Annotated in this window: 25 protein-coding genes and 1 pseudogene; 11 read left to right on the forward strand and 15 right to left on the reverse strand. The window is 51.2% G+C overall.

The window, feature by feature from the left end; genetic code table 11:
- Positions 1 to 4: 4 nt before the first annotated feature.
- The 10 genes from NGM62_RS07375 to NGM62_RS07420 form a co-directional block, all read right to left on the reverse strand.
- The gene (locus tag NGM62_RS07375) at positions 5 to 3,157 is read right to left on the reverse strand and encodes a SusC/RagA family TonB-linked outer membrane protein (protein ID WP_262246865.1); all 3,153 of its coding nucleotides are present in this window, start codon (positions 3,155 to 3,157) and stop codon (positions 5 to 7) included.
- 289 nt (positions 3,158 to 3,446) lie between these two features.
- Complete coding sequence (locus NGM62_RS07380; RefSeq protein WP_262246866.1) at positions 3,447 to 4,244, reverse strand: SDR family NAD(P)-dependent oxidoreductase; 798 nt, start codon at positions 4,242 to 4,244, stop codon at positions 3,447 to 3,449.
- A gap of 55 nt (positions 4,245 to 4,299) precedes the next feature.
- Entirely contained in the window at positions 4,300 to 5,358 is a 1,059-nt protein-coding gene (locus NGM62_RS07385; protein WP_262246867.1) for a zinc-dependent alcohol dehydrogenase, read from the reverse strand.
- The gene (locus NGM62_RS07390) at positions 5,342 to 6,376 is read right to left on the reverse strand and encodes a transketolase family protein (RefSeq protein ID WP_262246868.1); all 1,035 of its coding nucleotides are present in this window, start codon (positions 6,374 to 6,376) and stop codon (positions 5,342 to 5,344) included. The genes NGM62_RS07385 and NGM62_RS07390 overlap by 17 nt, the downstream gene beginning before the upstream one ends.
- A complete protein-coding gene (locus NGM62_RS07395; protein ID WP_262246869.1) occupies positions 6,297 to 7,118 on the reverse strand; it encodes a transketolase in 822 nt (273 codons plus the stop codon). Before NGM62_RS07395 ends, NGM62_RS07390 begins: the two co-directional genes overlap by 80 nt.
- On the reverse strand, positions 7,115 to 8,803 hold the full coding sequence (gene ilvD / locus NGM62_RS07400) for a dihydroxy-acid dehydratase (RefSeq protein WP_262246871.1): 1,689 nt from the start codon (positions 8,801 to 8,803) through the stop codon (positions 7,115 to 7,117). The genes NGM62_RS07395 and ilvD overlap by 4 nt, the downstream gene beginning before the upstream one ends.
- Positions 8,804 to 8,872: 69 nt before the next feature.
- Entirely contained in the window at positions 8,873 to 9,925 is a 1,053-nt protein-coding gene (locus NGM62_RS07405; RefSeq protein WP_262246872.1) for a sugar phosphate isomerase/epimerase family protein, read from the reverse strand.
- A gap of 59 nt (positions 9,926 to 9,984) precedes the next feature.
- Positions 9,985 to 10,557, reverse strand: a complete 573-nt coding sequence (locus NGM62_RS07410; protein ID WP_262246874.1) for a gluconate 2-dehydrogenase subunit 3 family protein — start codon at positions 10,555 to 10,557, stop codon at positions 9,985 to 9,987.
- 11 nt (positions 10,558 to 10,568) lie between these two features.
- A complete protein-coding gene (locus NGM62_RS07415) occupies positions 10,569 to 12,014 on the reverse strand; it encodes a Gfo/Idh/MocA family protein (protein WP_262246876.1) in 1,446 nt (481 codons plus the stop codon).
- A 45-nt stretch (positions 12,015 to 12,059) separates the two neighbouring features.
- Positions 12,060 to 13,742 (reverse strand): GMC oxidoreductase, encoded by a 1,683-nt coding sequence (locus tag NGM62_RS07420; protein ID WP_262246877.1) that lies wholly within the window; start codon positions 13,740 to 13,742, stop codon positions 12,060 to 12,062.
- A 455-nt stretch (positions 13,743 to 14,197) separates the two neighbouring features.
- Between NGM62_RS07420 and ahcY the strand changes: the two genes are divergently transcribed.
- Positions 14,198 to 15,514: an adenosylhomocysteinase gene (gene ahcY / locus NGM62_RS07425; RefSeq protein WP_262246878.1), complete on the forward strand. Its 1,317-nt coding sequence runs from the start codon at positions 14,198 to 14,200 to the stop codon at positions 15,512 to 15,514.
- A gap of 2 nt (positions 15,515 to 15,516) precedes the next feature.
- On the opposite strand, the gene NGM62_RS07430 is transcribed toward ahcY, so the two are convergent.
- A complete protein-coding gene (locus NGM62_RS07430) occupies positions 15,517 to 16,056 on the reverse strand; it encodes an ATP-binding protein (RefSeq protein WP_262246880.1) in 540 nt (179 codons plus the stop codon).
- A gap of 278 nt (positions 16,057 to 16,334) precedes the next feature.
- Here NGM62_RS07430 and NGM62_RS07435 point away from each other — a divergent pair, with 278 nt between their 5' ends.
- Together NGM62_RS07435 and NGM62_RS07440 are read left to right on the forward strand one after the other, a co-directional pair.
- Complete coding sequence (locus NGM62_RS07435) at positions 16,335 to 18,080, forward strand: SWIM zinc finger family protein (RefSeq protein ID WP_262246882.1); 1,746 nt, start codon at positions 16,335 to 16,337, stop codon at positions 18,078 to 18,080.
- 38 nt (positions 18,081 to 18,118) lie between these two features.
- Positions 18,119 to 18,592 carry a Fic family protein gene (locus tag NGM62_RS07440; protein WP_262246883.1) on the forward strand — a complete coding sequence of 158 codons (474 nt, stop codon included), beginning with the start codon at positions 18,119 to 18,121 and terminating at the stop codon, positions 18,590 to 18,592.
- Positions 18,593 to 18,881: 289 nt separating this feature from the next.
- Here NGM62_RS07440 and NGM62_RS07445 read toward each other — a convergent pair whose 3' ends face one another.
- Together NGM62_RS07445 and NGM62_RS07450 are read right to left on the reverse strand one after the other, a co-directional pair.
- Positions 18,882 to 19,277 carry a type II toxin-antitoxin system VapC family toxin gene (locus NGM62_RS07445; protein WP_262246884.1) on the reverse strand — a complete coding sequence of 132 codons (396 nt, stop codon included), beginning with the start codon at positions 19,275 to 19,277 and terminating at the stop codon, positions 18,882 to 18,884.
- The gene (locus NGM62_RS07450) at positions 19,259 to 19,507 is read right to left on the reverse strand and encodes a hypothetical protein (RefSeq protein WP_262246885.1); all 249 of its coding nucleotides are present in this window, start codon (positions 19,505 to 19,507) and stop codon (positions 19,259 to 19,261) included. Before NGM62_RS07450 ends, NGM62_RS07445 begins: the two co-directional genes overlap by 19 nt.
- A 64-nt stretch (positions 19,508 to 19,571) precedes the next feature.
- Here NGM62_RS07450 and NGM62_RS07455 point away from each other — a divergent pair, with 64 nt between their 5' ends.
- Positions 19,572 to 19,742 carry a hypothetical protein gene (locus NGM62_RS07455; protein WP_262246887.1) on the forward strand — a complete coding sequence of 57 codons (171 nt, stop codon included), beginning with the start codon at positions 19,572 to 19,574 and terminating at the stop codon, positions 19,740 to 19,742.
- A gap of 33 nt (positions 19,743 to 19,775) precedes the next feature.
- Here NGM62_RS07455 and rhuM read toward each other — a convergent pair.
- Positions 19,776 to 20,535 (reverse strand): annotated as a pseudogene (gene rhuM / locus NGM62_RS07460) (RhuM family protein).
- On the opposite strand from rhuM, the gene NGM62_RS07465 reads away from it, so the two are divergent.
- The 7 genes from NGM62_RS07465 (at position 20,419) to NGM62_RS07495 (ending at position 24,860) form a co-directional block, all read left to right on the forward strand.
- Positions 20,419 to 21,414, forward strand: coding sequence for a helix-turn-helix transcriptional regulator (locus tag NGM62_RS07465; protein ID WP_262246890.1), 996 nt, complete (start codon positions 20,419 to 20,421; stop codon positions 21,412 to 21,414). The pseudogene rhuM and the gene NGM62_RS07465 overlap by 117 nt on opposite strands.
- Before the next feature lie 82 nt (positions 21,415 to 21,496).
- Positions 21,497 to 21,841 carry a helix-turn-helix domain-containing protein gene (locus NGM62_RS07470; RefSeq protein WP_262246891.1) on the forward strand — a complete coding sequence of 115 codons (345 nt, stop codon included), beginning with the start codon at positions 21,497 to 21,499 and terminating at the stop codon, positions 21,839 to 21,841.
- 80 nt (positions 21,842 to 21,921) lie between these two features.
- Positions 21,922 to 22,596: a hypothetical protein gene (locus tag NGM62_RS07475; RefSeq protein ID WP_262246892.1), complete on the forward strand. Its 675-nt coding sequence runs from the start codon at positions 21,922 to 21,924 to the stop codon at positions 22,594 to 22,596.
- A gap of 136 nt (positions 22,597 to 22,732) precedes the next feature.
- Positions 22,733 to 23,107: a hypothetical protein gene (locus NGM62_RS07480; RefSeq protein WP_262246893.1), complete on the forward strand. Its 375-nt coding sequence runs from the start codon at positions 22,733 to 22,735 to the stop codon at positions 23,105 to 23,107.
- Positions 23,026 to 23,610, forward strand: coding sequence for a CHAP domain-containing protein (locus NGM62_RS07485; protein WP_262246895.1), 585 nt, complete (start codon positions 23,026 to 23,028; stop codon positions 23,608 to 23,610). The genes NGM62_RS07480 and NGM62_RS07485 overlap by 82 nt, the downstream gene beginning before the upstream one ends.
- A gap of 35 nt (positions 23,611 to 23,645) precedes the next feature.
- Entirely contained in the window at positions 23,646 to 24,281 is a 636-nt protein-coding gene (locus tag NGM62_RS07490; protein ID WP_262246897.1) for a fibronectin type III domain-containing protein, read from the forward strand.
- An 87-nt stretch (positions 24,282 to 24,368) separates the two neighbouring features.
- The gene (locus tag NGM62_RS07495) at positions 24,369 to 24,860 is read left to right on the forward strand and encodes a hypothetical protein (RefSeq protein ID WP_262246898.1); all 492 of its coding nucleotides are present in this window, start codon (positions 24,369 to 24,371) and stop codon (positions 24,858 to 24,860) included.
- A 116-nt stretch (positions 24,861 to 24,976) separates the two neighbouring features.
- On the opposite strand, the gene NGM62_RS07500 is transcribed toward NGM62_RS07495, so the two are convergent.
- Positions 24,977 to 26,485 (reverse strand): metallophosphoesterase family protein, encoded by a 1,509-nt coding sequence (locus NGM62_RS07500; RefSeq protein WP_262246899.1) that lies wholly within the window; start codon positions 26,483 to 26,485, stop codon positions 24,977 to 24,979.
- Between the last annotated feature and the right edge of the window lies 1 nt (position 26,486).

Genomic DNA, 26,486 nt, shown 5'->3' on the forward strand with positions numbered 1-26,486 from the left:
TCCATTAAAAGGTGACACTAACACCCAGATTAAAACTCATGGTTAATGGATACGTATATCCACCGCTATAATCGCCCTCGATCTTCTCGGGATCGAATGGCCTCACAAAACGATCCGCCAGCGTGAACAGGTTGTGAGCATTTGTATATACCCGAATGTTTCTTACACCCGTTTTCCGGATGAAGGGCGAATTGACCGTATAACCAATCATGATGCTCTTCAGACGTAGGTAAGTCGCATCTTTCCGCCAAACCTCACTTTCATTGCTTATCGCCCCCCTATCGGGATCAAAGCGTGTAGCGGGCCATGCACCCGGTATCCACTCACTATCCGGATTATACGGGTCCGCTTGATGCCACCTGTCGAAGAAAAACGCCGGCGAGTTGCCGTTAAAATTAAAGACACCGGCATACGTTTGCCCAAATCGCAGGGTATAGTTTCCAGCGCCTTGTACCACGACATTCACGTCAAACCCTTTCCACTCGGCATCCAAAACTAGTCCGTAATAGTATTTTGGTTGGCCATTCCGGAAAAGTGGCAACATATCTCGGCTATCGATAATGCCGTCGCCGTTAACATCCCGATATCGAAAATCACCAGGAAGTTCCCGTGCATTGCCCAAGTTTCCATTTTGCAATGGAGCAACGTAGATTTCCTCTTGATTTTGGAATTGCCCCTCAACAGTATAACCCCATATCAAATCATTCCACCTGCCCTCGGCGCCATTTCTCCACCGGTCCCAGCTACTTCTGAAAGGGGCCCGTTCCACATAGTTGTTCATGGTTCTTGAAAAGCTGAAATTGCCACTGATCCCGTAGCTGACTTTATTAATTGTATTCCGATGGGATACAGCAAGTTCGAAGCCTTGTGTCCGGTCACTGTTCAAGTTTTCTTGAGGTAACGTGCCGCCAAACGTGTTGGGTACTGATACGTTGCGATATGCTAATAACCCCGTCCTATCGCGACGGAACACATCGGCTTCAAACGCCAATTTGCCACGGAACAACGCCAAGTCCAATCCGATATTTTGAGTGCGCGACTGGAACCAGGTAAGATATTCATTTACAATAGATGGAGAAGCGGCACCACTGAGGTAGGTGCCATCAATAAATTCATAACCCCGTCCACCCGCTGTGGAGAAAGCCTGCACATACTGGAAGGGTGCCCCCGCATCTTCACCGATTATCCCATACGAACCCCTAACTTTAAGGTGGGTGAGGAAGGACACATGATCTTTCATAAAACGCTCTTCGGAAATCACCCATCCACCCGAGACAACCGGAAAGAACCCCCATCGCCTATCGGGATGATAACGATACGATCCGTCGTATCTAGCGGCCGCTTCAAGAAGGTACTTGTCTTTGAACGCATAATTGAATCGGCCGATATACGATATATTCGCGGTTTCATTCTCGTGCCCGCGGTTGGTTTGGTTATTTTGGCTGGCTTGGTCAATTTGGTCGTTGGTGTAAAACTCGTATTCGCGTTGAAGGAACGAGCTACGGAACCAACTCTCCCGCTGCTCATAAACCGCAGTAGCCCCGATCCGGTGTCCGTTGGCAAACAATGTATCGTAGCCCGCTTGCAACTGAAAATTCACCCGATTGAAATCTCGGTTTGTATTGGAGATCCTCGCTGGATTATTTTTTTCGAAAGGCAGGTAAACATCATCCTCCTTATCGTACGAATAAACCAGGTAAGATTTTCCGAGGTACTTGACGAGCTCATTGTTGCTATCGTAGGCCGCCGTAGCTTTCAATTGTAACCCTTTTACAAACGGGGTGGTGTACGTAAATGAAATAGACGACTGAAACGACTTATTTCTGGTATCGTCATATCCGGTGTAATTCTTATCTGCAAGAAGAACCGGGTTATCCAATGGCAGCACCAAGGCAGGATAATCAGGGTTGTTGTTCGCATACACCTGTTCAATCGGCAAACTGGTTCGGGTCTGTTTGAAAATGGTAAAGAAATCCGTGCCAGGCTTATTTCGCCGATCTGCTCTACCCGAAAGGGATACGTCAGCGGTGAAGTTTTTTGCCAACCTTGCCGTGAGGTTCGACCGAAACGTATACCGTTTATAATTCATGTCTTTGGATCGCAGTAATCCATTATCGTTTTGAAAGCCAAAACTCAGGAAATAAGACATTACCTCGGAGCCTCCCTGAGCAGAAATGTTATCTTCCGCTTGCGACGAATACGACCTGAATGTTTCGTCATACCAATCAGTCGACCCATAACCGGGCAATCCCTGCCGGTATTTTTCCAGTTCCTCTTTAGGGAGAATGGGGGTTCCGCCACCGTTGACAGTCGCTTCGTTCAGCATTTCCATATATTGGGCAGCATTGGTCATCTTCGGCATCCCTGTTGGAAACTGCAAGCCGGAAACGTGACTGTAGGTAAACCTAGCTCTACCCGGTGTACCTTTCTTGGTCGTCACGATGACAACTCCGTTCGCGGCGTTTAATCCATAGATGGCCGCTGATGCATCTTTCAAGATGGAAATGCTTTCAATATCTTCCGGATTTAGTTTTTGGAACTCACTTGCCCCGTCGCGGGGAATTCCATCGATTACGTATAACGGCGTTCCATAGCCTCTGATATTGATCATCGTGTTAAAATCGCCGGGTTCACCCGTTTGCTGCCTAATCTGTAAGCCCGGCATTTTTCCTTGCAGGCTTTGGGCTAAGCTGCTATGTGTCGTTGTCCGTAAGTCTTCCGCCACAATGTTTGAAACAGCTCCCGTCACGTTACCCCTTCGTTGTGTTCCGTACCCGACAACAACCACCTCATCTAAGTTGGACGCTACTTCACTAAGCGTCACCGATAACGAGTTATCGGTTTGATCCCGTATCAGAAAGGCGCTTTCCACATAACTTTCGTATCCCAGTAAACTGAATAAAACGTCGTACCTCGTCCCTACGTTGAGGTTCCTGAAGCTAAACTGCCCTCCGTCGCTAGTCGATGTGGTTTGCACGTGATCGCCTACCGAACTTTGCACCTTTACCGTTACTCCGGATAGTGGTGCCCCGGTCTGGTCTAAAACGATGCCCTTGAACTCGGCGTTGGTACGCTGGGCATGCGCTACCGTGGCGCAGAACAGCGATAATACACCGATCCACGCGCTGAAAATTAACAGGTGTTTGTTTCTTTCCATTTTTATTTTGTGTTAAATTTTTGACAATAGTTTTTCCTTGCTTCGTTTATCTATCTCCATATATCGTTATGTAATTGTATTTGTTAAACCGGGTTTAGCCGCCGATGGATTTTCAATATCAATCGTATTTACCTGTTTATAACTTAGGGATAAAGATAGTGAACCGAAAATGCGTAAACTTACATTATATTGGTCGAGCTTTGCACTATATTGAATCCATGTGCGCCACAACAAAGAAATCGCGGTATTATTGTTCAATATTAGGCCATAAATGAAACCAAGGTATCATTCATGATTCGGTCTTACTGAGATTTGCAGCATTAGGATAAGGGCCCACAGCCGTCCAACCTCCATCAACAACGATGGTTTGGCCGGTGATATGGCTTGCATCTTCGGAAAGGAGAAAAAGCGTGGCTTTTGCAATATCACAAGGAAAGGCCGTCTTGCTGTCGGGTATGAGTTGCTTCCATTTATTTTCATACGCCGGATCCTCCAAAAGGGTACGTTCAGTAATGGTCGCTCCCGGAGCGATGGCATTGACGGTGATGCCATGGCGGGATAAATCAAGTACCAAGCTACGGGCCATCATATGCAAGGCCGCTTTGGTCATCGAATAAACAGCAAGCTGCGGGTACGCGCGCAGGCCAATGGTAGATGACATTAAAAGAATCCGACCTCCGTTCCCTTGTTTCCGCATCTGTATGGCAGCTTGTTGAGCTATAAAAAACGGCCCTTTAAGGTTGAGGTCGACAACTTTCTGGAAGTTTTCCTCCGTGAACGCAAAGAAATCGCCAAACAAGGTATAGCTTGCATTCGCAACCACCAGATCAACCCGGCCGAAATATGCGATCGTTTGGGCAATCATTTGCTGTATAAATGCAACGTCGCCGGCATCCCCTGCCAACGCAACACATGTGCCGGGCCCTTCTAACGAGAGCTTTTCGGTAGCTGATTTTGCCAATTCAGGGTCAATATCATTCAGCATTACATTGGCACCGCTCCTTACCAGTTGATGAGCGATCTCAAAGCCAATGCCTTTGCCTGCTCCTGTTATAATTGCTGATTTGTTTGAAAATTTCAGAGACATATTGGGTTAATTTGTTAAATATGGTTTCTATATAAATGCATCGGGTTGCTCAGTATCAAGCATCACGATTCATGGGTTTGGGTAAGTTGGGATACAACAATACTTTAACTGCCTTTTTCTGTTCGGACAGGTCGAATCCAAGGCGCCAATCCGCCAGAGGCAATTCGTGTGTAACCACTTCATGCACATCCAGCTGTCCCTGTTCCAAAATTCGCAAGGTCTGGTGCCACGTATCGCGGGTATAGCCCACCGACCCACTAATTGTCAGTTGTTTGAAAGCGACAAGATCCCACGGCATACTCAAATCCTTACCGAAATGGCCTACTTGCACATAATGGCCTAATGGCCGCAGCGCTTGCAAGCAATTCCGGACGGAGCCCGCTGCACCGGCACATTCGATAGCAAGGTCGACTCCCTTTCCACCGGTCTCTTCCGCAATAACTGCCTCAAGGTCGTCTTGATCGATTTTCACGATCCGGGCAGCGCCATATCGTTGCGCATTGTCCAAGCGTACGTTATCGTCAGCCGTTCCTGCTACAATGGTCTTGAGCCCTTGGGCCGCCAACAGCTTGAGACAAAGCAATCCTATTGGCCCTGGGCCCGATAACAAGACGACGTCGCCCAGCTTGAATCGTGCGATGTCACACACGGCATGGACAGCGGCAGCAAGCGGCTCGACCAATGCACCTTCTTGCATCGTTACTTTAGCTGGAAGCTTGAACAGTTGATCAGGACGTACCGCCACGTATCTTGCAAAGGCTCCATTAACGCCATGGCCCATTCCTCGTCTTTTTTCGCAAAACATGAATTGACCGTTATGGCAATACTGGCATAGCCCACATGTGACGGCAGTCGCTCCCAATACGGCGAAAGAGCCATTTGGGTCGATACCTTGCACGTGCGCCCCTACCTCCACGATAGTTCCCGCAAACTCGTGGCCGAGTATGACAGGAGGGAAGTTTCGAAAGGTGTCGTTGTACACATGCAGGTCTGTGCCACAGATACCGCAGCAATGTACTTCGAGCATGACCTGCGTATTCCCGCACCGCGGTTCGGGCACATCCATTAGCACCACATTTCCCGGTCCTTTATCGAATTTAACTAAGGCTTCCATACGATTCTTTTTTAAGGGGTTCAGAAAGAATATTAAGCACGGCTTCCACAATATTAACTGCCCGCAAGCCATACTGATCTAGCAGTTCGTTGGCATGTCCGGATTCGCCGAAAACATCCATTACGCCAACACGGTGTACGGGGCAGGGATACGACTGCGTTACCACACCGGCTACGGCCTCGCCCAATCCACCGATGACGGAGTGCTCTTCTGCTGTGACAATACCTTGGGTTTCCCGAGCCGCGGCGATAATAGCTTTTTCATCCAACGGCTTTATCGTTGGGTAATGCAGCACCCGTACGCTATAGCCCTTTTCCGTTAAGCTGTCGGCCGCCATCAGCCCTTCACTGACCATAATGCCGGTGGTGATGATGGTAACATCCGAGCCCATGCGGAGCAGTTTAGCTTTCCCGATTTCAAAATCCCCGTGAATCTCCGCGACCACCGGATAGGTATCTCGCCCAAACCGCAGGTACACCGGCCCCACGTGGTACGCCGCTGCCCGGGTCGCCTGCTTGGCTTCTTCGTAATCGCCCGGTACAAGTACCGTCATATTCGGAAATGACCGGGCAATCGCGATGTCTTCAATACTTTGGTGTGAGGCCCCGTCGCCCCCCGTGCTGATACCACAATGTGTAGCGCCGATTTTAACATTCAGTTGTGGATAGGCAATTGAATTTCGCATTTGGTCGCCCGCTCGGCAACAAGCAAATACCCCAAACGTAGACGCAAAGGGCAGGAAACCTTCAAGTGCCAACCCGGCCGCTGCCGAAAGCATATGCTGCTCCTGCACTCCGCAATTAAAAAAGCGATCCGGGTGAGCTGCTTGAAAATCCACTGTTTTCGTTGCTTTGGCCACATCGGCATCCAAGACCACCAAATCCGGTATTTCGGCTGCCAGTTCCAGCAACCCATCCACATATCCCTGTCGTGTCTGTTTAAACTCCATGTCCCAGTTCCTCCATTGCTTTGCGAAAATCATCCTTCCCCGGCGGCGTACCGTGCCAACTCGCTTCATGCTCCATAAACGACACCCCCTTGCCTTTCACCGTATGGGCAATAATCATGGTCGGGCGCGAGGCGTTCGCCTTTGCCCGTTGCACGGCCGCGATAATCTGGGCAAAATCATGCCCGTCAATTTCGTCTACATCCCAACCGAAGCTTTCCCACTTCGGACGAAGCGGATCCAACGGCATCACCGTTTCCGAGTGGCCGTCCGTCTGTAAATAATTGCGGTCTACAAACGCGATAATATTGCCGAGCTTGTACTTATTGGCAAACATGGCCGCTTCCCACACCTGCCCTTCCTGCAGCTCTCCGTCGCCGCAAAGAATGTAGTAGTGGTGCTGTTGGTTTCGCAGCTTTGCGCCCAATGCCATCCCAACTCCGGTGGAGATCCCCAATCCCAGTGTCCCCGTCGATGCATCGATACCGGGGGTTTTGGGCTGGTACGGATGCCCTTGCAAGTGGGATCCGGGGCGCCGGAACGTTTGCAGATCGCTTTCCGGAAAATAGCCGCAATCGGCCAAAACCGCATAAACCACCGGCGTGCAATGTCCTTTTGACAAGATAAATCGGTCGCGGTCACGCCAGTCAGGCTGCTCCGGCCGATGCCGCATGAGGCAGTAGTACAGTGCCACCACGATTTCCACTGCCCCCAGACTTCCGCCCACATGGCCCGAGTTCGCCCGGTGCACCATCTCAATGATGGATTTCCGGGTTTTAAGCGCTTTCGCTGCAAGAAATGATCGATCGGTCATCGTTCTATTTTTTCATCGGTTACACATCCTTCGGAGGCCGAAGTAACTGAATACGCATATTTGAATAAGATGCCCTGGCCGGCATTCAGCGGAGGTGCCTGCCACAGCTCCCTGCGCGCCGCCAGCTCGGTGTCGCTCAACTGCACGGAAAGCGTTTTGGCAACGGCATCTATAGAAATGGTGTCCCCATCTTTCAGCAGCGCGATGTTTCCACCATCCTGGGCTTCGGGCGTCACATGTCCGACAACAAACCCGTGTGTGGCTCCCGAGAACCGCCCGTCGGTGATCAGGGCCACGTCCTTGCCCAGCCCAGCCCCCATCAGCGCGGCGGTAGGCTTCAGCATCTCGGGCATGCCTGGCCCCCCTTTGGGGCCGCAATACCGGATGACCACGACATTCCCCGGTTTGACCCGCCCCTCGAAAATCGCTTCATTGGCATCCGCCTCCGAATTGAAAATCTTGGCTGGCCCCGTAAAAACCTCTCCCTCTTTCCCTGTAATTTTAGCCACTGCACCCTGTTCCGCCAGGTTGCCCTGTAAAATCTCCAAGTGGCTGGTGGGCTTCAACGGCATATGAATCGGGCGGACGATATCCTGGCCCGCCTTTAAGTCGGGCACCCCATCAAGGTTTTCCCGCAATGTTTTGCCCGTAACCGTCAGGCAATCGCCGTGCAAAAGCCCTTCCCGCAGCATCATTTTCATTACGGCAGGTACGCCCCCGACGTTAAATAAATCTTCCATGACGTAGTTGCCGCTCGGTTTCAAATCGGCCAGTACGGGTGTGCTGTCGCCCAGCCGCCGGAAGTCGTGGATGGTTAGCGGAACACGCACGGTTTTCGCCAGTGCAATCAAGTGGATTACCGCATTGGTGGAACCGCCCAGTATAATAATCAGCCGGATTGCATTTTCAAATGCTTCGCGCGTAAGGATGTCTTTAGGCTTGATGTCTCGCTCCAGCAGCAACCGGATGGCCTTACCGATCGCCCCAGCTTCCCGGTGTTTGTACGAGCTCACCGCAGGGTAGGATGAATTGAACGGCAAGCTCATCCCCATGGCCTCTACCGCCGACGCCATGGTATTGGCCGTATACATGCCGCCGCATGCTCCTTGTCCCGGGCAAGCGTGCAATACGATATCATCAAATGCCGCTTCGTCGATTTCGCCCGCCACTTTCTTGCCGGTGGCCTCAAAGGCAGACGTAATGTCCAGCTTATGGCCGTTGTGGTAGCCGGGCTGTATGGTCCCCCCATACATCAGAATACCCGGGCGGTTCAGCCGGCTCATGCCCATCAGGGCCCCTGGAATGTTCTTGTCACACCCCACCACCGCTACGATACCATCGTACCATTGTGCTCCTCCGACCATTTCAACCGAATCGGCTATGAGGTCTCTCGAGGGCAGCGAATAGCGCATGCCGCTTGATCCCATGGAGATCGCATCACTTACGCCCGCGGTATGGTAGATCAGGCCCACCATATCCGCTGCGCATACACTGGCTTTTACTTCCAACGCAAGGGCATTCAGGTGCATATTGCAGGGATTACCCTCCCAGCCGGCACTTACGATCCCCACCTGCGGCTTTTTTAGGTCATTTTTGGTCAATCCAATCGCATGTAGCATCGCCTGTGCGCCCGGTTGCGTATCGTTTTGGGTTACTTGTCTACTGTATTTATTTAACTCATGCATAAGGTTTCACGTTTGGTTACCCATTTATTTTCATCCCGGACCACGATGTGCCGGGGCTGATATGAAGGCTCACTCCCTCAGTCCGAGTACGTTTCGATTCATCTCGCGACTCATCGAACTGGCCGCGAAATCGTCAAAGGCATACGGGGTCACTTCGATCAGGTGGCGATTAATAAATTCAGCCCCTTCCCGGGCTCCCTGTTCCGGGCTTTTCACAAAACACTCCCACTCCAATATTGCCCAGCCGTCGTAGCCCAATTCCGTCAATAGCGTGAAAATGCGCTTAAAATCAATCTGTCCATCCCCCAACGAACGGAATCGACCTGCGCGCTGCTGCCAGTTGTTAAAGCCGCCATATACCCCCACGAGCCCACTGGGATTAAACTCCGCGTCTTTAACATGGAATGCCCGGATGCGGTCGGCAAATAGTTTTATGAACTCCACGTAATCCAGCTGCTGCAGCAAGAAGTGACTGGGATCATACGTCAGGCATGCTGCCGAGTGCCCGCCCACTTTATCCAGGAACCGTAAAAACGTAGCACCATCGCACAGGTCCGACCCCGGATGCAGTTCGAAACCAAAGGTAATCCCGTGGTCGTGGGCAAAATCCAACAGGGGGAGCCATCGCTTTGCTAGCTCGCCGAATGCTTCGTCGATCAGATCGCCCGATCGTTGCGGCCAGGGATACATGTAGGGCCAGGCAAGCCCCCCTGATAACACCGAGATGGAGGTTGTTCCGAAATGCGCCGATGCAAGGACCGTGTCGCGAAGCGCTTTGGCCGCCCATTCAGCCCGTTCGGTTCCGCTGAGCCCAGCCGGGTAAAACGACTGGAACAGCATTTCATACGCCGGATGGATGGCCATCACCTGGCCCTGCAGATAAGCCGCGAGCTCAATTAATTCCAATCCGTTCGCCTGCAGTATTCCCAGATACTGTTCGCAGTAATCCTTCGAACCCGCCGCCATACTTAAATCAAACACACGGGCATCCCAGGTTGGCACCTGTACCCCTTTGTACCCCAGGGAGGCCACCCACTTTGAAATCGAGGCCATGTCGTTGTAGGGCACTTGATCCCGGAGGAATTGTGCCAAGAAAATGCCCGGTCCTTTCATTGTTTTCATCTTCCAATTCGTTTATTTGCAACCGCAAAATAGCCAATTTCCGCCTGCCATTTCCTGCCTCATAATGCCCATGCCCTATCGCCCTTTTGGTACGGGTAATCGCCATCATAACGCCCGGGAATCTGCACGTAGCGCAACGCCTTGGTCGCACCGATTTCGGAGGTGAAGTAACCGAGCAGCGTCAGTTGCTTGAATAAATGGAAATAGTGGTCCGCATCCGTTGTCTCCTTCGTCAATTGGTACGCCTTGGCCTCCTTATCGATCGGTGCCAGCAGTGCCGTCCGCTCATCGGCCGTCAGTTGCTGGAATTCCCTGCCGTATCGATCACGGGACGCCCGTTGGAGCGCATCCATTCCATCCACAAACACAACCTGATGCTTCTCGTCGTAACAATCCCGTACCATGACGGGGATAAACGCCCCCACCCCCGCTTCCTTTGCGCCCGGGGTATAGGTAGGCGGCAGTATGGTGTCGGCTACATCCCCCAGCAAATCCATCGTCGATGATTCAAAAAGATCGTCCACGCGCGGGGTACGCCGGCGCGTACAGCCGGTCATAAACAGGTGCCCCCCCACCACCGCACTCCCCAGGATCCATCCGACGCAGGCCAGTGCCTCCCTTCTGGTCATCATTCCCGGCGTCCTCATAAGTCGTAATTCAGTTCCCATCCCTTACGGTAGGTGCGTTTAACAAACTGGTTAACGGCATCGAAGTTGGTCACTTTCATGTTCTCATTATCCCAAAGAAGGCGCCTGTTGCGGCCCGGGTATTTGCCGTCGATGTTCAGGCCGGCGCCGCGGATGGCCAGGTTGGCCATCAACAGGGCTTCCGTGAGCGGACCCGAGATCTCGAAGGGCGCACTCACCGGCTTGTTGCCGTAACCGGCGATGCACGCTTCCACCCATTGCGCATAGTGGCCGGCAATCCCGCCCGGCACCCGCTTGTATTTAACCGGCACGTCGGGTTTCGAGGTGCCGGACGATGCCGACAACAACCGCGGGTTTTCCGCATAGCAGTTCGCTTGCATTTTACCCTTTGTCCCGATGAAAAGAATGCCGTTCCCACCATCGCCGAAGGCCTCGTCCGGCCCAAGCTCCTCCGGCCTATCGGGCTGCATTCCCCCATCCATCCAATGGATTCTGACATCCCCGGCCGTTTTTTCCGTCTTCGGGAACGTCAGTACCGCATAGCTTGAAGGCGGGCAGCTATCGGGAAAATCTGCCCGATTGAACCGGCCCTGATATACGGTGCCCACGCTGGCCTGTACATCTTTCACATACTGGAGGCCGAGTATACTGAAGGGCGCTTCCATGATGTGGCATCCCATGTCGCCCAATGCGCCGGTGCCATACGCCCACCAGCCCCGCCAGTTGAACGGAGCGATGTTATCGACATAGTCCCGGTAGGGCGCGGTACCCAACCAGCAGTCCCAGTCCAATCCCTTCGGTATCCGGCCTTTGCGGGCCGGCCAGGGGATGCCCTGCGGCCACACCGGCCGGTCGGTCCAGCAGTAAATGGTGTGGATATCTCCGATAAGGCCGGCGTCGAACCATTCGCGTAAAATCCGGACACCGTTACCGGACGCCCCTTGGTTGCCCATTTGGGTAACGACCCCGTATCGTTTAGCCGCATGTGTCAACACGCGCGCCTCCCAGACATCGTGTGCAAGCGGTTTTTGCACATACACGTGCTTACCCAACTGCATCGCGGCCAATGCTTGGATGGCGTGGTTGTGATCCGGACTCGAAACCGAAACGGCATCGATGTGTTTATGTTCCCGATCAAGCATTTCCCGGAAATCCTTGTAATACCTCGCCTTTGGGAAGCGCTTAATCGAAGTCGCCGCCTCGCGGTCATCGACATCGCACAGCACGGCGATTTCGGCTTTGCCGCTTTCGTGAAAGGCCTTCAAATCGGTCGAGCCCTTCCCCCCGACCCCGATTCCGGCAACAATTAGCTTGTCGCTGGGCGCTGTATACCCTTTTCCGCCCAGTACATGGCGGGGCAAAATCATAAATCCTGTGGCCGCCAACGCGCCCGTTTTCAGGAAAGTCCGTCGCGTGTGATCATTTCCCTTGTGTCTATTCATTTTTTCCGATAATTAGGTGGCTAAAATTCCAGTCGATCATTCCGATTATAAGTTCCCCTTTTTCAGTTCTCCAACTGCAAAATCGACGGCTCGGGCCGTGAGTGCCATATACGTAAGCGAGGGGTTTACACACCCACCCGAAGTCATGCATGCACCGTCGGTCACGAAAACATTCAACGCATCCCACACCTGGTTGTAGGCGTTCAGCACCGACGATTTCGGACTCCGCCCCATACGGGCGGTACCCATTTCGTGGATGCCCATACCAAATTCATACCCTCGGTCGTAGCCCTCCACATCCTTCACGCCGGCCGCATCCAACATCGCCTCGCAGTCTTGGACCATATCCTTGCGCATGGCCCGCTCGTTTGCCTTGATTTCCATGTCCATTGCCAAAACAGGTAACCCCCACTTATCCCGCATGTCGTGGTCGAGGAAGATGCGATTCTCGTGGTAAGGCAAAATTTCACCGAAGGCGGTAAAACCGACAGACCAGTCGCCCGGTTCGCACAGCGCGTCCTTCCACGCCCCGCCGATGCTCATCTCGGCCACCTCGCCGCTCCATCTGCCCCTTGTCGCCGCGCCCTGGTACCCGAAGCCACGGACGTAAGGTCGATGATCGTCGCCCACATTCCGGAACCGCGGAATATACAAGCCCGTAGGCCTTCGCCCGTAATAATAGCGGTCTTTATACCCTTCGATGCGGCCTCGGGCACCACAGCGGAAATGGTGATCCATCGCATTATGGCCAAGCTCGCCGCTGCTGCTTCCCAATCCTCCTTCCCACACATCCGTTGCGGAGTTCATCAATACCCAAGTGGAGTTGAAGGCCGATGCACACACAAACACCACCTTGGCAAAATACTCGTACGTTTGGTGCGTCTCCGCATCCACAATTTCCACCCCCGTCGCCCGTTTGGTGTCTTTATCGTAGAGGATACGTGTCACAATCGAAAATGGGCGCAGCGTGAGGTTATTCGTGGCCATCGCTGCCGGCAACGTCGACGACTGCGTGCTGAAATACGCACCGAAATTGCACCCCAGCCAACATTGGTTCTGGAACTGGCAATTGATGCGGCCTTCGTGAGGAACACTCAGGTTAGCCACACGCCCAATGATAAAATGGCGTTTACCACCGTAATGTTTTTTAATGCGATCGGCCAGGTCTTTTTCCACCACGTTCATGGGCATGGGGGGAAGGTACTCGCCATCAGGCAATACATCTAATCCATCACGGTTTCCACTAATACCTGCCCATTTCTCTGCGTAGTTGTACCATGGTGCGATATCCTTGTAGCGGATGGGCCAGTCTACGCCATGTTCGTCTTTCACGTTTGCTTCGAAATCAAGGTCACCCAGGCGATAGCTCTGCCGGCCCCACATCAGCGAGCGCCCCCCTACGTGGTACCCCCGGTACCAATCGAACCGCTTGACCTCCCGATAAGGACTGTCTTTTTCCGTCACCCAAAAGTCGAGATTCTTCTCATTCAACGGGTAATCCCGGCTCAATACCGGATAATCCGCGATCATCTGCTGCGTGCGCCCACCGCGATGCGGGAATTCCCACGGATGTTTAGTCGCAGCAGGGTAATCTTCTACGTGCTTCACATCGCGGCCTCGCTCCAGCATAATGGTTTTCAGCCCCTTCTGAGTTAACTCCTTTGCCGCCCATCCACCCGAAATCCCCGATCCGATTACAATCGCATCGTACCTATTATTAGTTGCCATAAATAAGGTGTATTTACTCGTTTCATTCGCCCCAGTGATTATCCTAATTTTTAGGCCGACACGAACTACCCATAATTTTTCGTTTATACCCGCTCATTGCCCCAATCGCCAAATCACAAAACTATCCCGTTCAGATGCGGACACCTATGTATCCTAAGCTGTAAACGAGGTTCGTCACTTACCTGATTAATCCGATTCGTTAACAGAAGCAAAACTAACGGAAGAAGGAAGGCAATACTTCCACTCATTTGGCTCATTGTTGTACAATATTGAATTTATAGCATGAATAATACTTCAACAGCGGAAATATTGTCTTGCTTTCCGACTACCCTTATCGAAAGCGTGTACAACATCGATTTCTAACCAGCTTATGCATTGTACGGGTTTTCTGAATTTGAAAATCCGTGGCGAATGGCGTACCTTTGCACTTATTAATTCGTTTAGCTTATCGCATTATGTCATCGATAGACACCGCATACGTACCCTATAAAGTCAAAGACATCAGCCTCGCGGAATGGGGCCGCAAAGAAATCGAGTTGGCCGAGGCCGAAATGCCGGGCCTGATGTCGCTCCGCGAGGAGTTCGGCGCCTCCAAACCACTGAAAGGTGCCCGTATCGCTGGATGCCTGCACATGACCATCCAAACGGCTGTCCTTATCGAGACCCTCATCGAATTGGGTGCCGAGGTAAGCTGGTCGTCGTGCAACATTTTCTCTACCCAAGACCATGCTGCTGCAGCAATTGCCGCCAAGGGCATACCAGTATACGCCTGGAAGGGCATGACGGAAGACGAGTTTAATTGGTGCATCGAGCAAACGTTGTTCTTCGGCGAAGATCGCCAGCCACTCAATATGATTTTGGACGACGGCGGCGACCTCACCAATATGGTCTTCGATAAATTTCCCGAATTGATTCCCGGTATCAAAGGCCTCTCCGAAGAGACCACCACAGGCGTGCACCGCCTGTACGAGCGGATGAAAAACGGTACATTGCACCTGCCTGCCATCAACGTCAACGATTCGGTCACTAAGTCCAAGTTTGACAATAAATACGGTTGCCGCGAGTCGCTGGTGGATGCCATCCGCCGTGCTACCGACCTGATGCTGGCCGGCAAGGTTGCCGTGGTAGCGGGATATGGCGACGTGGGCAAAGGCTCTGCGGAATCGCTAAGCAGTGCCGGCGTGCGTGTCATCGTCACCGAAATCGACCCGATTTGTGCATTGCAAGCCGCAATGGAGGGCTACGAAGTGAAAAAGTTCGCGAATGCGGTAAAAGAAGCCGATATTGTGGTAACCACAACAGGCAACCGTGATATCGTCCGCGGCGAGCACTTCAAGCTGATGAAAGACAAAGCGGTGGTATGTAATATCGGGCATTTCGATAATGAGATCGACGTGGCGTGGCTCAATGAAAACTATGGCAACACCAAAGTGGAGATTAAGCCGCAGGTGGATAAATATACGATAGATGGCAAAGACATCATCCTGCTGGCAGAAGGCCGTTTGGTAAACCTCGGATGTGCCACGGGGCATCCATCATTCGTGATGAGTAATTCGTTTACCAACCAGACGCTGGCCCAGATTGAATTGTGGACCAACACGGAAAACTACGAAAACAAGGTGTACACGTTGCCTAAACACCTCGACGAAAAAGTAGCCCGCCTGCACCTGGCAAAGATCGGGGTGGAGCTGGACGTACTGGACCCCCATCAGGCGGAATATATCGGCGTGCCGGTAGAAGGGCCTTATAAGCCGGAGCACTATCGGTATTAATACTATCTGAGATCCAGAAATCCTTTCACAGCTTCCAGCGCATTCCGGTGCCGCTCCTCACCCAGCCCTGATATGAGCCGGTAGTTCGCGTTGAGAGCTTTCAGTTCATTATGCCACACTTCCATGAAATGTTCGCGCAAGTCGGGGAAGTCCCTTAATGGGTCGTCCACCCACGGCAAGTCGATATCCAACAGTAAATACAGGTCATAGTAGCTTGCTTGAAGTGCATCCAGCACCTCATCCGGCGTTTGGCCAAAAAGATGGTCGCACCATATTTTGATGGTAAGGAACATGGTATCGCAAACCAATATATTGTTTTGTGCCAGCGGCACCAGGCTGCGCTCCAGGGCCACCTGCCCATAGAACATGTTCATTTCATCCTGTAAGGTGTATTCGCGGTTGAGGTGGCGGCAATATTCGCGCGCATACTCCGGCACGCACACCGTACCCAGCTGCCGGGCCAGCTGCTCCGCAATGGTGGATTTGCCGGTCGACTCGGGGCCGACTACGGCTATTTTGATGAGCTGGTGGTTATCTTTCATTCGCTCCTAGAATCGCTTTAGTTTTCGCTTTCGGATCGGGGATAGTAAACCTCAAGTATCTCCGCAATGTAATCGAATCTTGTCGGACTCTGGCATTTGTATTTATGATGACTTCATGCATAACTGAAAAGTTCTCCCTCAGTCAAAGATAGCGTTTCTTCTGACATGCCATGTGGTTTCACACTGTGCACTGGATAAGGATACGGCTACGCAGCACGTTAATGCTTTTTGACACCCCATTTCTCTATACGATTGTTTATTTTGCCAAAAAATAAAGTATGGAATTAGCATCATTTGAAGAATATATCGGACGCCCGATCTTACAACGGGGAAGGGCGTATTTTGAAAACGAACATGTCGAATCTCTTGAAGAGGTTGAAAAAGGTGAATGGATCGCTACGGTTACCGGGTCGGAGGAGTATTCCGTGGAAGTGGAGATAAACAAACGTGGGGTAGTGAGCGAGTACCAATGTGACTGCCCCTATGATGGAGACCTATGCAAACATGTCGTCGCTGTCTTGTATGCTATCAGGGATGAAAACACGGTCGGTCCGGATGTAGATAAGAAAAAGGCCAACAAAAAGAAACCGAAATTAGCACTCCGCGGATTGCTGGATAGAATCAGTGCCGACGAGCTCAAAACCTTTATCCTCCAATACAGCAAAACGAATAATAGCTTCAAATCCGATTTCGAACTTTTCTTTGCGGAAAAGGATGATCACTTCGACGTCGAAAAACATATACGTGAGTTGATACGTAAAACAACCAAGTCATATACCAAACGTCAGTTTGTCGATTATGGGTCAAGTGGTAAGCTCGGGCGCGAACTGGGTAAAGTTTTGATGCGAGGGGAACACTATATGTCCCAAAAAAACCTATTGGACGCCAGCAAGGTCTGCATGGTGTTTATAAATGAGGTAATGCCTATCATTACCTATGCCGACGATAGCAGCGGCTACTTAAGTGATGCTATCGATAACGCGATATCCTTATTGGCTGACATCGCGCAACAGGCCCCGACGAGCCTGAAAGAAAAAGTAGCGGATTATTTAAGAGCTGAACTTGGGGAAGAGCTTTACTTCGACTATGGCAATTTCGGTTACGATATGGCCGATTTGTATGCGCAACTTTGTGTGGATATCGGACAGGTAGACAACTTCATTCGTTTTGCCGACGCTGCCATTGATGAATTCCGAAACGACGACTTCGATTATGGGAGTAGTTTCTTCATTGAACTGAAAGCCTGGGTTTTGGAGAAGTCCAATCGAACAGAAGAAGCACAACAACTGATGGAGCAACAGATCGACCTGCCAAAGGTAAGGGACCTGCTCGTAGAAAAGGCTATTGACAATAAAAAGTTGGACGAAGCGAAGGTGCTCCTGCAAGAAGGTATTCGTTTGGCTGAAGAGAAAGGGCATCCCGGCACCGTACATGGCTGGGAAGTGAAGTTGCTTCAAATAGCAGAAATGGAAGACGATGTCGAAATGGTCCGTTACTACACCGAACGATTTGCGTTTAGTGGTTATTTCAATCAACGATATTATAGGCAATGGAAGGCAACCTTTACGGATGCTGCATGGAACTCGGTTATTGAAGACAAGATAGCTACTATCCAACAGGAGATCAAAAAGCGAAAAAAAGCTAACGCTTGGGTGGATGAAGTGCAGTGGGAACTGCAAAAACTCGGACCGTTATATGTAGAGGAGCAGCTGTTCGAACGGCTATTTGCACTGGTACGGCAACAAACGAACTTAGACACTGTTTTGTCCTATCATAAACACCTCTATAAGTCGTATCCCACGGAGCTGCTGTCTTTGTACGTACCACTCCTAGACAAGCACGCGGAAGCTGCAAACAACCGTAAAGCGTACTGCAACTTGCTCGATACGGTACGATCCCTTTACAAAGACCTAGTTTCCGGTCAGGAAACATTAATGCAACAGATGCTTCGGTGGAAGACAATGTATAAGCATCGGCCGGCTATGATTGATGAATTAAATAAGGCACTGGGTAAAATAGAGTAGGCAGCTGCTTTTTTGCTATTTCAGATAGTGGCTACGGAGTGACTATTCCGACTATTTATCGAGCCATGCGCAATAACGGTTCACCAGAGCCTGTTTTTGAGACGGATGATCAAAGTACGTGTTTTTTGACTGTGTTACCCTCTCTGATTGACATTAGTAATGGAGCTAGTAACGGAGTTGATGATCTGAAGTTTAAGGACTTAGTCCATTTAACGGAATTTAGTAACGGAGCTAGTAACGGAGCTCACAAGTCAGCTCTCGAAATATTGACAGACGATGTCCATGATCGTGTAGTGGAAATGCTTTCTGTACTTTTTGAATACATGAGCAGACAAGAATTATTTGAATCTATGAACTTGACCAATCAAAGTAAAAATAGAGCGAAGTATTTGGATCCATTGATCAAATGTGGTTGGGTGGAACAAGAATTTCCCAATAACACAACTCATCCTAATCAAAGATATAGGATAACAGAAGCAGGATTACGATTACTGAACATTCTAGAAAAATAGAATAATTTTGTGCCGATTGCTGGCCAGTATTTTTCCCTATACTCTTAAAATTTGGTGATTTTGCGAGAAGAGAAACGTTATAGCAACGCTAGTCTTTTATGTATCTAATATCCTTTTCAAATTCATGCAATTCGTTTTTTGTGTAAAAAAAACATTTATGTTATTTTCAACGTTGAGTAGGTTGCGATGATATTCCGCATTTTCCATTCGTTCCTCTAATTAGGGTTAATCGAACCGAAGCCTATCATAGTAACCATACACGGTAATTCCATGATGAGGAGTTGAAAATTTAGGTATACAGATTCAACCCTTTTATAAACGTAAAATCGCGAAGATTGTAAGTGAACAGTTTGAGTTTGGTTTCCAACGCAGTCGCAGCAATCAATGCGTCAGGTATAGCCAATCCATGGCTAAGGTGATAATTATTCAATAGTTCGACGGCACGTATCGTAATTTCGGGGCTAAGAAGAATAGTGTCAAGGCGTTTCAGCTTTTTGTAGACTTGTTGATTATGTTCCTTGTTAACCGTACCCTTGATAAGCTCCATCTTGGTGATAGCCGAGATAAGGATGTTATCCAAACCGATTTTTTCAAGAAGTTGGTCCGTCTGCGCATGTTTCGCTTTATCCCTGTCTAAAAGCTCGATCATGACATCGGTATCGCAGATTATCCGTTCCGCTGCCATGCCGATTTTCGCAATGATGCCGCATCTATATTTTTACCCGTGAATACCGTATCCAATTCGCGGATGTCAATAGATGCATCGCCGATTTCTACTGGCACACCATTAATCGAATAGGTAGCTGCCTCATTCCTAACTTCCGGGGCGGAAATAGTAAAACCCAAGTACTCCCCCAACGCAGTTAAAACTTTGAGCGTTTTCTGGCTCTTGTATTTTATAATGACTTCATGCATAGCTAATCGCTTTCCTTTATCCAAAGGTAACAGTTTTTTCCCACAAGTCATATGCGTATCTATTGTGGAAACAAATACGACATTGATCCGCTTGTTGGAAGAAATCAAAAAAATCCGCAACCTGTTGGCTGACCGCATACCAAAGCACCGCACGATAGTGCCGGAGCAACAACGGACCCACCCCATCCCCGAGCACGTCGACATCACTTGGTTATCCTACCTTCTCATTTCCTAGGTTCAAATTTTTTAAGATCTGCCTCAAGTTCCTTCAAGCTGTGTTCTTTCTCCAATTCCTTTTGGATCTACGATACACCAATTCTGCAGCCGTTTGTTCGCTGATCGCCCAAAGCAATTTATTCTGTACCACCTTAAAAAATTCAACCGTCTTTTCGTCTTTAGGGTCATAGTCTATACTGGTGGTGTAAATATCTTTGATTTTCTGATAGAAGAATCTTTCCGAAAGGCGATTTCACGCGGTAACCGACGGAAATGATGACATCGAGGTTGTAATGGTCAATCTCCCTTTCGACTTTTCTATTACCTTCCTGACGAACCTGTCGGAATTTCCGACAAGTTCGATTTTGTTCCAGTTCACCCTCTTCAAAAACATTTCCAATATGTTCAGCTACGGTACTTCTGCCCTTTCCAAAAAGTGTGGCCATCTGGTCTTGCGTCAGCCAAACGGTTTCTCCTTCCAATCGGACATCTATTTTGATATTACCGTCAGGGGTTTGATATATGATGATTTCGCTGTCCATCATGCTATGCTGATCTGGTTCATTGCTTAGCTCGTTAAGTTGCTCTGCAAGATAAGCATAAATCCACTTTCCGCCTCGTTTTCTCCCAGTTTTAAAACAAAATTCATTATCTTCCTCGCACCGATTTACCTTGTTGAACAAAAAACATCTATCATGACACCGACCGTGGCGATACGTTTCCCGGCCTTGTCCGATCCTGACGCGAAGATTACTGTACAGACCGCCTCTGATGAAATGGCAGCAACCACCAAAACGACAACGATCATCCATTATACCCAAACCGTGGTTACCATGGATTTGCCCGTAGCGACCCGGGCTTCCGTCGAAATACCGGAAACGGGCCTGTACCTTATCGTGCTGGTCACCGGCAGTCTCCTTATGGAACGCACCGGTGCAGACCCAATTCCACTAAATCAATCAACCAACCACTGCCAAGCTTTGTACCTCTGTAACGGCAATTATTCCGTTGCCTTTGCGCCGGGTAAACACCGATTGGTTTGTTTCGCCGCCGCTACCGAGTGGATCAAGCGTATCAAGCAAGCACTGCCGCTGATCAACGAAGTATCGGCCACCATGCAGCCACATCAAGTAGCGCTGATTTTCCCACGGTATGAATTGCCCGATATATTAGCGAATTACCTGCTCTCCCTTACCTACCAATCGGGCGACGAAACCGCGATCGCCGAGCTGGATCACTTTCACCAACTGAACCGCATCATGGCCTATTACGACCGTCTGCTGGCCCGGACCCGGAAAGCCAGCGCATCCAGGCGCAATTACGAGGAAGTCGTCCGCGACTTTCTCCGCCATTGCAAACACGCCTTGCTCCTCCAGGAGCGTTTGAGTGTCGAAACAGTAGCGACGGCCCTACACGTCTCACCGAAAACCTTGAACCGCGCATTTCGGAACGTCTCAGACGGCACCATCACCCCCGGTCAGATGCTCCAGCGCATGCGGATGGAGACGGCCCACCGGCTCTTATCACGGAATGAAAACGTATCGGTTCAAGAAACGGCAGACCTGTTGGGGTACGCAGACACCTCGGCCTTCACCAAGGCTTATCGCAAAGCATGGAACCACTTGCCATCGGAAGCACATCGCTTCGCCGAACAAACCTTATCCGTAATCGGACCTTACCGTCCGGAATAAACCGTATGAAATGTCCGTAATCCACTACCCACCAACTGCATAACGGATGATATTTGCTTTCGAATCATTTATACTATCTATTATGGAAACAAATACGACATTGACCCAGTTGTTGGAAGAAACCAAAAAAATCCACGACCTGCTCGCTGACCGCATACCAAAGCACCGCCCGATGGTACTGGAGCAGCAACCGACCCAGGAAGTCCCCGAGCACGTCGACATCACGTGGTTAACCGACTATTTCGGCATCTCCAAAGGCACCTTCTACAACGAGGTGGATGGCAAGTTACTGGAAGCTATCCTGAATATCGGCCGCCGGCCTTATTACCTGAAATCCGACGTGATTGAGTTGATGACGGAACGTAAAAAGAAGCACCTGGGGTTCAAAAAACTGAACACCGAACGGAAAAAAAAGGAGAATAAGTGATCGCTTCCGATTGGGAAGTAACGGCTTCCGATACATAAGCCGTAGCCGATGCAACGCAAGTAACGGCTTGCGACCCATAAGTGATCGCTTCCGAGCCGGAAGCAACGACTTCCGATACACAAGCCATAGCCGATGCAACGGAAGCAACGGCTTGCGGCCCGCCGGTAACGGCTTCCGAAGTGCAAGTGATCGCTTCCGAGCCGGAAGCAACGACTTCCGATACACAAGCCATAGCCGATGCAACGGAAGCAACGGCTTGCGGCCCGCCGGTAACGGCTTCCGAAGTGCAAGTGATCGCTTCCGAGCCGGAAGCAACGACTTCCGATACACAAGCCATAGCCGATGCAACGGAAGCAACGGCTTGCGGCCCGCCGGTAACGGCTTCCGAAGTGCAAGTGATCGCTTCCGAGCCGGAAGCAACGACTTCCGATACACAAGCCATAGCCGATGCAACGGAAGCAACGGCTTGCGGCCCGCCGGTAACGGCTTCCGAAGTGCAAGTGATCGCTTCCGAGCCGGAAGCAACGACTTCCGATACACAAGCCATAGCCGATGCAACGGAAGCAACGGCTTGCGGCCCGCCGGTAACGGCTTCCGAAGTGCAAGTGATCGCTTCCGAGCCGGAAGTAACGGCTTCCGATACACAAGCTGTAGCCGATGCAACGGAAGCAACGGCTTGCGCCCCGCAAGTGATCGCTTCCGAGCCGGAAGTAACGGCTTCCGAAGTGCAAGTAAGTTCATTTCAGTACAAGTAAGTTCATCCTTGTCTAAAAAATTGACCCCGCACGGCTTCCGTTCTATGTTTGCCCATGTCTGTTGCAACGACCAGGGGAAATCCGAAAACCTGCGAATACGAGTAGGAGCGAGTTAATTACTTTAAAAACAACAATCATGTTAAAATCAATTCCATTACCTGCCCCAACCGGCACCATCCATTGGAGCCGTGGGCGTATCGCACGAAATGTGTCGGCGTTGCTGGTTGCAGTGCTGGCATTCGCCTTCAGCGGACCATTGCTCCGCCAGGTGGATGCCACCGCGGCACCGTTCGACCTGGGCCTGTTGAGTGCGTTGGCTTTTGCCGCCGCGGCGGTACTGGCTGCCGGCTTGATGGCCCGTGTACTTACGGTAGCGCTGGTACGTCACGCGATCCCTTCTATGGTTAAACCCTTAAATCCGATGAAACCATGGCAACACCTGCTTATGCTGCTGGGCTTGTTCTGCTCGTTGTTCTGGGGCTTTATGCTGGTCCTTATCGTACTGCTATAAATACACCAGCTATTGCTCCGCCCACAGGCGCCAACAGCGAAATGGCCGTAGCTGATGCGCGCCAACGGCTGCGCGCGATCTACCTGGCCGAGCTGGGTGTAAGGGAGGCTTCCGGCCGCAACGACGGCACCCGTGTGGAGGCGTACCTCCGCTACTGCGGCCTCGGGCCGGGGCACGCGTGGTGTGCAGCCTTTGTAAGCTGGTGCTTCGGCAGGGCGGGGTACCCCCAGCCACGCAACCCCTGGAGCCCGGCACTCTTCCCAGCCAGCCGGACGGTCTGGACGAAAGGTGGCCACAGCGGGACGATGAAGCATGGCGATGTGTTCGGCATCTACTACCCCACGTTGAAACGCATTGCCCATGTGGGGTTCATAGATCAGATTGAGGGCAACTGGCTGGTTACCGTAGAGGGTAATGCCGAAAACCAGGTGCGCCGGAAACGGCGCCCCATCGGGAGCCTATATGCCGTAGCCGATTGGCTATCGGCGCCGGACACCCATTAATTCATTCATTTAATAACTTTTAATTTTTTTCAATCATGAAACGACAAGTAAAAATCAATTATGGTGACTACCGCGATGCTGACTTGGGTTACCTCGCCAGCACCGTACTCCAAGCAATAGGTGGGAATACGGAATTCTTTGCCGAACCCAATCCACCGCTGGAAGAACTGGAACTGGCCTTAGCTGATTACGACGAGAAGATGCAGCTTACCAACAGGAAGGGTAGCCCCTACGACTCAGAAGCCAAGAACGCCAGTAAGAAGGTGCTAGTGGATGTCCTACGCAGATTGGCCTTTTATGTAAACACCACGTGCAACGGCGTTACGCACAAATTGCTCAGCTCCGGGTTCCGCCTGAAGGACCTGCCCAAAGTTCTCACCGTACCAACCACCCCGACACGCGCCCGCCTCGTAGATGGCCATCTGAGCGGACAACTGGCCCTGCTGTTCGACCCGGTACCTAATGCCACGGAGTTCGAGTACCAGGTGGGTACCATGGTCGATAGGGAAATCGTCTGGGGTGAAATCGCCTCATTCCGGAATGGCCGGAACAAACGCGATAACATCATCGCCGACCTTACCCCGGCGGTAACCTACTACGTCCGCGTGCGCGCCCGCAATCCGCAGGGGGTAAGCGACTGGAGCGCGCCAGCATCACAGATTGCCCGATAACCACGAACAGCGTGGAACCATGAACCCCAACCCTGCCGGCAGACTTTGTTCCGCCGGCGGGGTTGATTAATCAATAAGAAAACGATTATGAAACGATTACTATTGTTAGCACTCTTATCGCTGTGTGCCTGCAAAACCCAGCGCCTACGGAGCATATCCCAACAAGACAGCAGCCTTACACAAACAGCAACTTCCATCGAACACGTCGAAAAAGCGACGGCACAATCCACCCGACAGTATTGGCAACAATGGGTTGCCGAATCAGCTGACATTGTCATCCTCCCGGCAGGGCCGGTATCATACCACCCTGTCTATGGATTTGAAGGCGAAGCAACCGCCATTCTCTTAGCCCATTCAACAAACAAACATACCCAGGTGTTAGCTGACCATACAGCGGCCCAACGGGATGCGGCATCATCGGCACAGCATCATACCTCAGCAAGGCATACACACGCACAGGAACACGAATCGAGGACAGACCGACAGCCCGTTTGGGGATACTCATTCAGGTGGCTGGCCATTGCGCTGGTTGCCGGGGGGCTACTGCTCGTGCTATACCGATCTCTAGGTAGACACTAATCGGGTAGGGCCCACGCTGCGCACACGGACCGGAAGACCGGCTCCAAGTGAGGAGACCCCTAAGGCTTAATTCCTGGCCTGGTGACGATCCGGGCCAGGAATTGTATCATGGTATGTCAGCCGTCCGGCAACCGGCGAGCAGAAACAGTTACAGTTTTATGACTGTTGGCGCTTACATCTGCACGAACATCCAGCACTACCACACGCGAATTTTCGATGGTTTGATACACCTCGCCGCCCGTCACGCGATACCCGTCTTTGTTTTTGGGCATCACAAACCGAACATGGCAACCTGGAAGATCCAAATTAAAACAGTTAGTTAGTATCGCTTCGTTGGAATCAGACAACCCAGTATTATCCTTGCTAAACTCGAGCGTCAACTTCATCACAAGCTGGTCGTAAGGTGCTGTGGGATTTTCACAGAACCGTAGGGGCGGTGTATAATGAAACGTGTCGCCATCGACCGTGAATAGACGAAAGAAACCCAATATTTTCTCCCAGTTGGCAATTTCCCCACTCCTACAAACGGCGCCTGGTCGGATACTCAGTGTGGGCGTCGTGCCTACAAACTCTTCATGGGGCTGGTGATTGTGCCCGTTGAGTAGGATGTTAATTCTGTGGCGATTCATAAATGAGGTATCCACACGGTCATGACGGTGCTGCGCCATGACACGCAATTTGCCAGATCCATGTATATTCAGGAAATCGTCTAAAAGCCTCCCTTGGAGTCCACTCATCGGTGCCTGATTGGGGATATCGATAACGGGGTCACCGAGGTAGTCGTCGGAGGCAACAATACGCGTGTCGAAGTACGAAAATCCATACACCCGCCTTCCCATTAACTTATTCCACTGTGCGGCTTTGGCTGTATAGTCATCTGCCTTGGGGCCGTAGAAATCGTGGTTGCCGGGGATGGAGAACACCGGGGCGTCGAATCCGTAAACGCCCGAAAATCCATGCGCTCCTTCAAAGAAATTCTTGTATTTCTCTTCCGCCAGCGGCGGATGGTCAAATCCGGAGCGAACGACACCGCCCCAACCCAATGAATCGGCATCGAAACGGGTATAATCGTGGATGATGTCGCCGGTGACGATGACGTATTCGGGATGGATGATGTTGGCCACCTCGATAAACCGATCGAGCAGTTCCAGTTCCTTGGCGTATCCATTTTCCGGCGTGCCGACCCATTGCCGCGACATATGCGGATCGCTGATGTGGATGAAGCGATGCGGGTTGCGGAAGGCGTTGAGCACCTTGACCGACCGCCTGGAGACGTTGGTTTCGCCCCCGCTTTTGACAATCAGGTCGTACAGTTCTTCGGGCGTGCCCTCGGGTATCGTAATCCGGATCAGCGTACCGACCGCTGCTCGGGTGAAGGAATCGTATTCGAACCGCCCGCGTTGGACGGTGTCCGCAGAAAGGACTACCCGGTTATAGGGCCCGGAGAGAATGATCGAGTCTACCGGCAGCGCCGCCGGGTTGTCATAGAGAATGTCGATGGATTTGCCTACCGGTGCAATCGCCGGGCAGGCACGCCAGGGATACACAATCTGGTTGGCCGCCGTACGGAGGCCGAACGCCAGCAGGCAGATCGTGGCAGACAGGATTATATGGTTCCGTTTCATG

Source organism: Parapedobacter soli (assembly GCF_025460835.1).
Lineage (GTDB): Bacteria > Bacteroidota > Bacteroidia > Sphingobacteriales > Sphingobacteriaceae > Parapedobacter > Parapedobacter soli.